This window comes from Verrucomicrobia bacterium CG1_02_43_26, from assembly GCA_001872735.1.
Taxonomy (GTDB): domain Bacteria; phylum Verrucomicrobiota; class Verrucomicrobiia; order Opitutales; family CG1-02-43-26; genus CG1-02-43-26.
Window position 1 is genome coordinate 1 of record MNWT01000024.1, and the last position, 11,894, is coordinate 11,894.

11 protein-coding genes, 1 tRNA gene and 1 pseudogene are annotated in these 11,894 nt (G+C 43.7%); 9 read left to right on the top strand and 4 right to left on the bottom strand.

From position 1 onward, the window contains the following. Nucleotides 1-367: pseudogene (locus AUJ82_07825) on the bottom strand (hypothetical protein). Between the two features lie 81 nt (nt 368-448). Then, the gene (locus AUJ82_07830) at nt 449-1,840 is read right to left on the bottom strand and encodes a hypothetical protein (protein OIO58618.1); all 1,392 of its coding nucleotides are present in this window, start codon (nt 1,838-1,840) and stop codon (nt 449-451) included. Nucleotides 1,841-1,911: 71 nt separating this feature from the next. Here AUJ82_07830 and AUJ82_07835 point away from each other — a divergent pair, with 71 nt between their 5' ends. The 7 genes from AUJ82_07835 to AUJ82_07865 all read left to right on the top strand — a co-directional run bounded on the left by AUJ82_07835 (nt 1,912) and on the right by AUJ82_07865 (nt 6,675). Further along, complete coding sequence (locus tag AUJ82_07835) at nt 1,912-3,309, top strand: hypothetical protein (protein ID OIO58619.1); 1,398 nt, start codon at nt 1,912-1,914, stop codon at nt 3,307-3,309. A 42-nt stretch (nt 3,310-3,351) separates the two neighbouring features. Next, nucleotides 3,352-4,038, top strand: a complete 687-nt coding sequence (locus AUJ82_07840; protein ID OIO58620.1) for a hypothetical protein — start codon at nt 3,352-3,354, stop codon at nt 4,036-4,038. Nucleotides 4,039-4,109: 71 nt separating this feature from the next. After that, nucleotides 4,110-4,430, top strand: a complete 321-nt coding sequence (locus AUJ82_07845; protein OIO58621.1) for a hypothetical protein — start codon at nt 4,110-4,112, stop codon at nt 4,428-4,430. A 39-nt stretch (nt 4,431-4,469) separates the two neighbouring features. Continuing rightward, nucleotides 4,470-4,898, top strand: a complete 429-nt coding sequence (locus tag AUJ82_07850; protein OIO58622.1) for a flagellar export chaperone FliS — start codon at nt 4,470-4,472, stop codon at nt 4,896-4,898. Nucleotides 4,899-4,908: 10 nt separating this feature from the next. Further along, nucleotides 4,909-5,298, top strand: coding sequence for a hypothetical protein (locus AUJ82_07855; GenBank protein ID OIO58623.1), 390 nt, complete (start codon nt 4,909-4,911; stop codon nt 5,296-5,298). Nucleotides 5,299-5,353: 55 nt separating this feature from the next. Continuing rightward, nucleotides 5,354-6,229 carry a hypothetical protein gene (locus tag AUJ82_07860; protein OIO58624.1) on the top strand — a complete coding sequence of 292 codons (876 nt, stop codon included), beginning with the start codon at nt 5,354-5,356 and terminating at the stop codon, nt 6,227-6,229. 71 nt (nt 6,230-6,300) lie between these two features. Continuing rightward, on the top strand, nt 6,301-6,675 hold the full coding sequence (locus tag AUJ82_07865; GenBank protein OIO58625.1) for a hypothetical protein: 375 nt from the start codon (nt 6,301-6,303) through the stop codon (nt 6,673-6,675). 1 nt (nt 6,676) lies between these two features. Here the strand turns inward: AUJ82_07865 and AUJ82_07870 are convergent, their stop codons facing one another. Together AUJ82_07870 and AUJ82_07875 are read right to left on the bottom strand one after the other, a co-directional pair. Continuing rightward, nucleotides 6,677-7,189 carry a hypothetical protein gene (locus AUJ82_07870; GenBank protein ID OIO58626.1) on the bottom strand — a complete coding sequence of 171 codons (513 nt, stop codon included), beginning with the start codon at nt 7,187-7,189 and terminating at the stop codon, nt 6,677-6,679. Between the two features lie 67 nt (nt 7,190-7,256). Continuing rightward, on the bottom strand, nt 7,257-9,557 hold the full coding sequence (locus AUJ82_07875; protein OIO58627.1) for a hypothetical protein: 2,301 nt from the start codon (nt 9,555-9,557) through the stop codon (nt 7,257-7,259). Nucleotides 9,558-9,725: 168 nt separating this feature from the next. Between AUJ82_07875 and AUJ82_07880 the strand changes: the two genes are divergently transcribed. Next, entirely contained in the window at nt 9,726-11,735 is a 2,010-nt protein-coding gene (locus tag AUJ82_07880) for a transketolase (GenBank protein ID OIO58628.1), read from the top strand. 72 nt (nt 11,736-11,807) lie between these two features. After that, nucleotides 11,808-11,883 (top strand) — tRNA-Thr (locus tag AUJ82_07885). Nucleotides 11,884-11,894: the final 11 nt, after the last annotated feature.

The window sequence follows — 11,894 nt, forward strand, 5'->3', positions numbered from 1 at the left end:
GTAGTATGGGGTGGGCATCCATACCCGTATCAAAAATGAACGCTTCAGGAGAAGCGGGATCCCATACAACATAGGCGTTTACGAAAGCGCCATAGTAGGGGGAAGGGATTTGCTTTAAACCGTTAAGGCTTACCTGTTCCGGAAGCCAACCATCTGCTAGGGCGATGAGCCCGCTTTCATTAAGTTGTAGAGCCTGTGCAATCTTCTTTAAATCGTTGTGAGAGGTGTTTTTATGGAGTTTCTTGACGGCTGCGAGCTCACCGGAACTGATGTTGGCGAGTGATTCGAGCTCCAAGTCGCTTATATTAAGCCCCCTTTGGGCTTTAGCGATAACATCGGGGACGAGGTCTTCTGTTTCGGTGTACATCTAAGACTATCTTAGATTCTAGAAAAGAAGATTAGCAACAGGAAAAGAGAGAGCCAGCCGTGAGTTTTCAATCGTACTGGTCTAATAATAAACCACATCGCTGCAGTTATTTACAATTTCATAGTAGTATTCGTTTATTAGCGCTATGATTTCTTGTTCCGTATAGTGTAGGATACAACGAAGAATGGTGAAAGCCGCTTCGTTCGAAAATATTGTTAAGACGAGAGATTTGTGCGTTTCTTTACCAACCTTGCCGAGCAAGTCCTTTATACTGAAGGAGGGGCAAATTTTGTTTATACAGTCGATCCTATCTAGATCAGGTTCACTTAGAATATCTTCTAGAAGTTGCAAAAAGCGTTGTTGTTGCATAAGTGCTTCAAACGAATACTTTTCTTTTTCTAATCTATTTTGCTGATATCGCTGCCAGGCTTGGTATTCATTTTTTATGTAGTCGAGAAAGTGAGAAAGCATTTTATTAGCAACCCTATATTCAGGATTTCTGAGTATCTCGTTGACGTGTATCTTTAATTCACACCCTCCGGTAAAGCTATTGAGCTCTGTTAAGGTTGCCTCATGATAGTGCTCCAGTGCCAGTTTATAGTGATCACTTTGTTTAAAAGCAGTGGGGGTAATTTCTCCCTTTAGCCCTGCTCTTTTCCACCTTATATAGTACTCCTTGACGGATTCCTTTAATTCTTTTGTATTTCCATAATACACAGCATGGTCTTGCATAATGTGAAAAATGAATTTCAGATCGCTCTTATGTTCGTAGGATCTTTCATTAAATTCCGTCCTGAAATATTGAATTACTTCTGAGCCTTTTGGGTGTCCTGCCTCAAAGAGGAGTACGTTGCCTACGAATTCAGTATCCTGGCAGTGATAGAGTAAGGTTAACGGTGTTTCGCCAAAATGGTTAGTTTGCGTGAGTAGCGCATTGTTTTGAGGGTCATCAATAATCTCATTTATGGCCCTCCAGGCGTCAATGGATTTTAGCTTAATGATCCAATGAAAAAGATTGTTTTCTTGTGCGTCGTTGGTTGCGAGAGATACAAACGTACTAAAATGCTTGATGAAGCAATTGATTAAGACTTCATTATCTATAATACCTGTTTGATGTTCAAAGTGGATCAGTAATTTATATAAATCGAAGTCAGATATGCGCTTATTTGAAGTGATATCAGCGATAACGCTTTCTAAGTCCCAATTGTGATTCTTCCAGGTGTTTACGTTTCGGTTGATTAAAGCGATTTCATTGATGGGAAGATTTATATCTTTAGAAACAGAAACCCTGCCGGTGGGTGACTCGGATTTAGCGATAACCGGTTTATCGTTATTCGAATTATGATGATTCGTGTAAACGCTATTATTATTACTATTATTACTATTATTACTTAAGTTATTGTTGGTATTCATGATATTGTGTGATAATAATATACTTTCCTGTTTTAATGTCAAATTATTTATACGTTTCATTTTAGTTGATTCTGGTTGAATAATTTAAACAAAACCCTCAGGAGAGCTGATTTATAGCTATTGACAGCTCGTTGGGCGGCGGTAAACTGGAGGTTGATTCAGAACACCTCAACTATCCCGATTCCGAGCCAGTGGCCATTGTTAAAGTAAGAGAGCATTTTAGGGAGCTATATGGCAATCAAGTCGTCCGCGGGACTTTTTGGACGCTGTTTGGCTACGGTGTGAGCCAAGTATTGCGGTTGGGAGGGAATTTGATCTTAACGCGACTCCTCTTCCCTGAAGCCTTTGGCTTAATGGCACTGATTAGCATGTTTATGATTGCGGCCGAGATGTTTTCCGATGTAGGGATAGGGCCGAGTATTATCCAAAATAAGCGAGGGAACGATCCTGTTTTTTTGAATACGGCGTGGACGATACAAAGCATACGGGGATTTTTTTTGTGGATGGCATTGTGTATCCTGGCATGGCCCATGTCACAATTTTACGAGGAGAAGCTGATTGCGGTGATGCTGCCCGTTGTGGGCTTCAATATGCTATTAGGAGGATTGAATACGACAGCGTTTTTCACCCTCAACAGAAGGTTAGAATTGGCCAGGATAACGCTGGTAGATCTCGGTTGCCAGATAGGCGGGCTCGTTGCGATGGTTTTATGGGCATGGATATACCCAACAGTCTGGGCACTTGTTTTCGGAGGTGTATTTGCAACGACATTGAAGTTAATGGCGGGCCATATATTTTTACCGGCACTGACGAAACACCGTTTTCATTTTGATCGCGAGTGCATGCGCTCCCTCTTTCGTTTTGGCAGGTGGATATTTTTGAGCACTATATTTGGCTTTTTCGCGGGGCAAGGAGACAGAGTGATCCTGGGAAAAGTGTTAACACTGGCGCAATTGGGAGTATATTCTATTGCCAGTATGTTAGCCGATGGGGTGATCAGCGCATTAGAAAGCTTAGCCAGCAAGGTGCTTTTCCCCCTTTATTCGCGTTTGGCGGAAGGAGATCCTGCTGAAATGCGGCACAAAATAGGGAAGTTACGCTTGAAGTTACTGCTAGCTACGCTGCTACCGATTTGCCTGATTATTGCGGGGGGAGACCACTTGATTGCGTTTATGTATGACCACCGCTATCATAACGCCGGCTGGATGTTACAAATATTGAGTATTGGTGCCTTGGCAGCTTCTGTAAATATTATGATTGCCCCGATCGTGATTTCGCACGGGGATTCCTTCGGGTTTATGATAACGGTTTTCTTAAGTGCATTCACTCTATTACTATGTATGTTCATAGGGGGATTTCTATGGGGATCCTTTGGGCTTGTGTTGGGTATAACCGTATCCTCGTTTGCTTATTACCCGGTGATGGCTTATTTCGCTTATCGATACAGGATATGGACACCGGTGATGGACTTTACGTATATAGCGGGTGGGGGAATACTATCCTTAACCGGCTGGATCTTGCTGCATTAAAAGAATTTACATCTATTATTAACTATGTTACGAACGAGAAGTATGAAAGTCCCCTCCCTTGCCCCGTTTACGAGAAGAATTTTAGCGCTCCTGGGTCTATTGGGGTTAGCTGTTGCGCTGGTTGGTTGTGGTGCGCGACAACGAGCAGATATAAAAGAACGTTCTTACACACCCTTTGAGGCATCAAATATTTATTCCGCTAATACATTACCGGACGACTTAAAGCGAGTAGCCATGTTGCCCATGTATGATACACAAATATCTGATGAGCAATTGGAGATGATGGACCAAACCTTTTTAGGAGAACTCAATAAGCAGAACCTCTTTGAAGTAGTCTATATTAGCCGGGATGATTTAGAGTATTTGTTTAAACAGAGGCAGTTTAACTCTGCGGAAGCCCTGCCGGCTAATTTCTTCAAAGTGATTCAGCAAACGTATGCCACCAATGGGGTTATATTTCTTGATTTAACTCATTATCAACCCTACCGACCTATATCTATAGGGGTACGCAGCAAATTGGTAGATATATCTAATGGCAGTATTTTATGGGCATTTGATACGGTATTTGACTCTGGAAACCCGCATGTGGCATCAGCAGCGAGGCAATTTCAGATGAACTATAACAAGGCTTCGTATCCATTAGATACCGGAGGCGTGATTTTGAAGAGCCCACGTATTTTTTCTAAATATGTTGCCTATGAGATGTTTAGCACCATTCCGAGGCGTTAATATGAGAAAAAAATAAAAAATTGTAATTTTTACTAAAGAAATCGAATTTTTGACCGACTTGAAGGATAGCCATGGATATACACCCTACAAAATCAAATGAATCTACGCATAGCTTGGATAAAACACATCATTCCAGAAAATCATCGGGAAAGGGATCCATTCCCGCAAAAGGAGGAAGCCACTCTCATGGAGATGAAGCGAGCTCAACAGCTCCTGTGGATAAGTTAAGAGTTTTTGCTACAGAAGTAGAAAAAATTGACGATATAAGAATGGACAAAGTTGAGGATGCTAAGAAGAAGATAAATGATCCGAACTATTTTAGTGAGGAGAAGTATGGGCAACTGGCGGATTCAATATTGTCTCAACTAAAAACCATGAGAGAAGAATTGTAGTCAAGCACAGAAACTTGTTACCCAACCCCAGACGAGACCATGAGTTATAAAAAGTTCGCAAAAACATACAAAACAACGGCAATGGAAACGGCATCCCCTGGAAAGATTATCTTAATGTTGTTCGATGGTGCCTTGAAGTTCATAGCTACGGCAAAAGTTGGCTTTGGAGAGGCAGATGCCCGAATTCGTAACGAGACGATTAATAACAACGTTGTCAAGGCGAGGAATATAGTACTGGAGTTACAAGCGAGCTTGGATCGCTCTGTGGGCGGTGAATTTGCACAAAAGATGTTTGAGTTGTATGATTACATGTATGCCAAGTTAAATGAGGCAAATGTGAAGAAAGAGCTCAACCCGTTGGAAGATGTGGAATCGAAATTGATGGTGATAAGGGACGCGTGGAATGAAATGCTAACAAAGGGGGAAACGACAGAAGTTGAATCCAACAGCATTTCTTGCAGCGCGTAAGGGATAATTTATGGGAGAGAAATCAGAAGCTGCGTTGTGGAGGTTATTGGAAGACCTGGAAGACCTTATTGAGCAAGAAGCCTTTGTTATCAAACAGTATAGTTTTGATGAACTAGGCAAAGTGCTAGAGAAGAAAGAAACCGTTATTCAAGGCTTGGTTAAAGCAAGCCAAGAGAGCGGGATTAACCGCAAGACGAACGAGGAGTTTGGAAGGCGTATGGATAGGGTGTTGGGTTCGCAGCGAGATAATTCCGATGAATTGTTACACAATATGGAGTTGGTGAAGCAAGAGCTTCAGAACAACGCCCGTGCTAAAGGAAAGTTGCGGGGGATAAAAGGCACGTACGGCAGCATGTCTGCCGTAGTGAGTAGTGGCCAGCAAGCAAAGCATAGCGTTTAGCTACCAATATTTGATTAGCTTTGACAGTGTTGTGGTGTTTTGCCATTGTTTTGGCATGATAAATTTGACTCTGTTGAAACGTTCGAAAGTGTTATTTTTGGGGATATGTGCCCTTTCTGCTCCTCTTTTAGCAGTGGGCTGCGAGGGATGCAAGCCACTCGAATTAGAGCGGGAGCCAGCCGCAAGCGCAGGCTATATGGATAGCAGCGTAGAGGCCAATACGCTTTTTAATGAGACATGGGCTGCGCTGGCCAGTAAGCAAGGCGGCGAGGAGAATATACATTTTCCTAAAAAAATCTTGTGGTTAACCGGTGCACCAGGAGCGGGAAAGGGCTATCATTCTCCAGCAATCATGGAGTATTCAGGGATCACCTCAGAACCGATTGTGACAAGTGATCTGTTAAGAAAACCTGAGTTTATGGAGCGCATCAATTCCGGGTTGCTGATTAATGACAGAGTCGTTGTTGAAGAACTGTTTAATACACTTATGGAGCCCGGCTATCAAGCAGGCTGTATCATTGATGGTTTTCCACGGACAATGGTTCAAGCAGAGATAGTGACATTGATGTATGAAAAACTAAAAGACAGCGGCGTGGCCTTTTATGTGATTTTATTGGATGTGAACGAAGATTTGAGCGTGGAGAGGCAGTTATCACGAGGCCGAAAGGCAGTGGAGCATAATAAGCGCGTCCAGGAAACCGGAGTTGGGGAACTTATAACGGTTCGCGCCACGGATGTGGATGAAACTTATGCACGCAAGCGTTTTGAAATCTTTTTAGAACAAAGCTACTCTGCCTTTGAAGTCATGAGAAAGCAGTTTCCGTTTAATGACATTGATGCCAGTGCGCCTGAGGCTGAAATAAAAGAAGCAATTCGTAAGGAAGTTCTTTGGCAAGAAGGCTTAAACGCGGGTTACGCGGCGAGGAATTAGAGGTTAGTTTAGGGTTGTTCGATCACCCTTAATTTGTTTGAATCGGGGTAGTTCACTGGTGCTACCCCGATATGCTTAAAGAAGTTGAGAATGTTCATCAGTCGCAAGGCCCTGGTTTTAGACGTTGGTTTACGGATGATTTGCTGGAGCTAATTGTTTGGTATGATGATGACAATTATTTAGAAGGCTTTCAGCTTTGCTATTATGATGAGGAAGACCCTTGTGCGTTAACGTGGCGCAGTGACAGCAGTGTGATTTATAGCCATATAGACGTAGGTGATGAGAATCCGCTGGTGAATCAGACCCCCATTTTGCATCCAAGGCAGCATTATTCCGTTGCTATGCTGAAGCAGCTTTTTGCGGAAAGGTGCCCGGATATAGACAAAAGCTTAAGCATACATATTTTAAATGTATTGGAGAAGGAGCACTTGAAGGGATCCTTTTAGGTTAAGCGGAATCTTCTTGCAGGAGCTTTTTGTAGATACGGTTTTGTGTACGCGGGAGCTTTTTGACATCGTAGGCACATTGCTCAAGGCGTTTTAAGCCGAAACGGTAGGCCGCAGATAGTTTAGCATAGGAGAACTGGCCTTTATTTTCGAGTTCCTGTTTACAAAATGAGAGGTAGCGTATGCCGTTGTGGACATTGCTCTTCCAATCCCAGGCCTTAGTGTAGGGCTCGTCTGTAACTGTTTTCCAAGCCGGTAGACTCATTTGCATGATTCCGCGAGCGAATTTGCTTTGGGCAACAGGGTTGAGATTACTTTCCGCAAGCGCTATATTGTAGACGAACTCAGGGTCTAAGTCGTACTGAGGGGCAACCATGGCAATCTCGTCCACAATACTATCGTTTGAGAGACGTATGGCGGCCTGAGTCTTATATGTCCATATGAGACCCTGGATGGTAATGACCACAATGGTGAGGGCGACTAAGTGGTTTGGCCTTAAATTGATACGAGACATGATAACGTTTACGTAATTTTATTAAGCGATTGTTCTCGATAAATGGCAATAGGAAATTGAATAGCTGTTAACCCGCGATTTGCTCTCGGAACTTTTCTATACGAAGCGGGTTACCTACGACCATGAGGACATCGTCCGCCTTTACCGTTTCTTCCGGTAGAGGCGCGGTGATTTGATCTTCTCCTCGCTGGATACCGATGACGTTTATGCCATGTTCGCGACGTAAATTAGCATCAGCCAGAGTGCTGCCATCGAGTAGAGAATCCTTTTGGACAAAGATTTGTTCGATCTCGAAAGAGTGGCTACGAGCGACCTCATGTTCACGAGATTGCTCATTAAAGATATCCATTGCCTGGTTTTTTTGATCCTCATTACCGAGGAGAATGATGTGGTCTCCCGGGAACAGAGGTGCATCAGGTGAGGGATCGTAGATGGTATATTTACCGCGATTAAGCCCGATGATAGAGGCACCTGTTTTATGACGTAAATTAAGCTCGGCGATGCTCTTACCACTCACACTGGAACCTTCCGGAAGAATGATATCATACAACGTGACCGGCCAGGGATATTTTTCTTTAATTTCCTTTAACGTAGAATCCCGACGATCCTCTGATGTGGATTGAATTTCGGTATTGAAGCTTTCGATAAAGAGGTATTCCAGGCGACTGTTAATCTTTATGATATGCCTCCAGAAGAAGAGACTCATTGCAATAACAAGGCCTACGAAAACCGCTAAGGCAACGCCCGAAGGTAAATAAGCGGCGGCAACGGATAAATAGAGTCCGCCGAAGGTGATTAAGACAATGCATAGAATACCAGAGCTCAGGACGTTAACCAACCTGCCTTGAGTAAATTGCTTACGGGTGTTTATGCTAAATACTGCCTGAATGATGAGCATTAAGACGAAATCCAGGTTGCGTATAATCGCAATTAGAAACGGTAAGCATCCTAGTGCGGCGGCAAGCCAAATGAGATTTTTGATTAAAATTTCGTAGTTGGCTAAATTTTCGCTATTCTCAACGTACTGAGAACTTAAGAACGCGATAACAATAACGCCGTTGAAAAGAAGGAAGTAGCTGATGATTTGTGCCGCGGGTCGAGACAGGAGCCTAAGGAAAGAGTTTCGGCTAAGACGATTTTTAACGATCGTTAAGAACGTGTTGTAAAACTCCGCCGCACTGCGTAACGGCTTCGGCGTAACATCTGCTAATGTATTGTAAATAGGAATAGAATGCTTAACTAATATCGGAACGACAATGATACTGCCTAAGGAAACGCCCACGGCAAGCGTCATAAGAGCAGGCTCGGTAACGTTGTATTGTATCCCCAACGCGGCAATAACGAAGCTGAATTCCCCGATTTGGGCTTTGCAGAGGGCGGCTCGAAAACCGGTTTTTGGTTTTTCACCCGTGAGGAAGAGCCCCCACCAGATACTAATTGTTTTACCAACCACGACGCAGCCGGTAAGGAAAACGATTGTGCCCCAGTATTCCAGGAGAAGCTTAGGGTCTATAAGCATTCCAACGGTGACGAAGAAGACGGCAGTGAAGAGGTTTCGTAGCGGCTCAATTGCGTGCTCGATCTCAATCGCAAGCGGCTGTTGGGATATAATGGAACCTGCTAGAAAGGCACCCAAAGCGATTGAGAAGTTGTAGTGGTCTGCTAACTCTCCCACGCCTAATACGACCGCAATCGTGACGATGGTTAAGACCTCCGGGCTTTCAAATTTCTTTAGTAAGTTCAGGAGCTTAGGCGCGATCAGTTTACCGATAAAGTAAACCATGACAACGAATATGCCTACAAGGAAGATGACTTTACCAACGGCTCCCCAAGCGAAGTGGCCGCTGATACCCACACCGGTTAGGACAACGAGGACGATAATGGCCAAGATGTCTTCCAATACCAGAATACCGATGGCGACTTGGGCGAAATTTGCCTTCAGGGATTTTTGCTCACGAAGGATGGGTATAGTGATCATAGTCGAGCTGATTGCTAACAAACAGCCAAGAAAGAGACCGTTTATGCTAGACCAGCCAAGCAGAGGAGCCACCATGATCCCAATAAAGACCATAAGGGTTGTCTGAAAAGCCACGGCAATGACAGCTGGGCCCATGATCCGTTTGAGCTTTGCGAGATCGAACTCCAATCCTATATAAAACATCAAGAAAATGACACCAAGCTCACTTAAGCTACGGATTGCCTCGAGGTCATGTATCGGTGACTGCGGTAAGAAATTAGGACCCACGAGAAGGCCGCTAATGAGGTAGCCCAGAAGTAACGGGAGCTTGAGCAACCGAAAGATGAAAGTAACGATTCCCGCGCAAATAATTACGATGGCTAGATCATGTAAAATATTACCTTCTACCAATGGAGTGACCCTTTCTTAATGTTTTGTGTTGTTTTTTTGTGGATACAATGAAAGGCTAGTGTAGGATAGGAGGCTTTTCAATATTGTTTTTTGGGTTTCTTGTTTTTTACCCCCGAAATATGCTTTTTCCCTTTCTTACAATGTGCTAATGTCTTGCATTAATTTACTATGACTATTGATAAAACCATTCTTAAAAAAGCTGCAAACGAAGCCAGAGGGTTGGCGATGGATGCTGTTGCAAAATGTAAATCCGGTCACTTAGGGTTGCCATTAGGCGCGGCGGAAATCGGATCGGCATTGTTTAGCCATTTACTGGAATTTAATCCGAGCGACCCAAAATGGATCAATCGAGATCGCTTTGTGCTTTCCGCTGGCCATGGGAGTATGTTTCTTTACTCATGGCTGCATTTATCCGGCTTTCCTGTTTCAATTGAAGACATAGAAGCCTTTCGGGTTTTAAATAGCCACACCCCTGGCCACCCTGAGTATGGAGACACCCCGGGTGTAGAGTGTACTACAGGGCCGTTAGGGCAAGGTATTGGAAATTCCGTAGGTATGGCATTAGCGTCTAAGCGAGCTGAAGCTATGTTTAATACCGATAAGCATAAAGTTTTTAATAACCATATAGTAACGCTATGCGGGGATGGTTGCCTACAAGAAGGTGTTGCAAATGAAGCCATTGCTCTGGCTGGCCTTTGGGGTTTAGATAACTGGATTCTGATTTATGACTCAAATGATGTTACGCTTGATGCGGTTGCGCATAAGACTCAGTCCGGTGACGTCGTAAAACGCTTTGAATCTTACGGCTTTGAGACGCATGTGGTAGACGGCCATGATATTGATGCTTTTACCCGAGCCTTTCAAAAGGCGAAGTCTAACAAAGACAATCGTCCGAAGATCATTATCTGTAAAACCATTATTGGTAAAGGGATACCTGAAGTTGAGCGCACGCATAACGCGCACGGCGAGGCCGGTGTGCCTTATGTGGAAACTGCTCGTAAGAATTTGGGATTACCGGAAGAACGGTTTTTTGTTTCAGATGAAATAAAAACGTTTTTCAAACAAAGAAAAGAGGAACGTGTAGCCGCATACAATGAATGGAAAGTCCTTTTCGAAGATTGGCAGCGCGAAAACCCAGAGTTAGCTAAGCTCCTTAAGAACGGAGTTGCCCATAAAGCCTCTATTGATTTGATGAAAGATATCCCGGCGTTTGCTGAGGATAAGAAAATAGCTACTCGGGAAGCCGGTGGTGTTGCGTTAAACGCTTTAGCCAAAAAGGATCCGCTAATCATCAGTGGTAGTGCAGACCTTCATGGTTCTACCAAGAATTATATTAAAGAAGGCGGTGAGTTTAACAAAGATAACCATAATGCCCAGAATGTACTCTTTGGTATACGAGAGCATGCTATGGGTGCGATTGTAAACGGTATAGGTTATTACGGTTTGTTTAGGGCCTCAGGAGCAACATTCTTGGTTTTTTCAGACTATATGCGCCCGTCGATCCGGTTAGCTGCGTTGGCGAAGTTACCTATATTCCATATTTTTACGCACGATTCTGTAGCTGTCGGAGAAGACGGCCCGACACATGAGCCGGTAGAAACGGTAAGCTCCTTGAGGTTGATTCCAGGCCTGGATGTTATAAGACCAGCAGATCCTGAAGAAACTGCAGGTGCTTTTGCAGCAGCTTATACGCATACGGAAGGCCCAACAGCCCTTATTTTAACACGCCAAGCTGTCCCTATGCTCAATGAAGCAAGTGTACAAGATCGCAGAGAAGGCGTTCAAAAAGGTGGCTATATTATTCGTAAAGAAAAAGGCGAGCTTGGGCTCATCATTATGGCAACAGGTAGCGAGCTGCAACTTGCTTTAAAAGCAGCAGACGAGATTGGTGACCAGGTGAGAGTTGTTTCCATGCCCTGTTTTGAACGATTTGAGCGTCAGACAAGCGAATATAAAGCATCTATTTTGTCTAAAAGTTGCCGTAATCGCATTGCGATTGAAGCCGGTACGACAGGCCTTTGGTATAAGTATGTCGGACTGGATGGTAGAGTAGTCGGTATAGACCGATTTGGTTTGAGCGCTCCTGGAGCGATTGTCTTAAACGAATTAGGTATTAATACAGACAGTATCATGAAGGCGTACCAAGAAATTTCTAGCCAGGAAACGGTAAAAGCATAATCCGTGATAATTTCCTCTTGAAACTTATTGGTTTTAAAATAGACTAAAATTCCGATTCTTAATTGAATGGATGCCGAGATAGCTCAGATGGTAGAGCGACGCACTCGTAATGCGTAGGTCGTGGGTTCGATTCCCATTCTCGGCTCCACCTTTTATTAT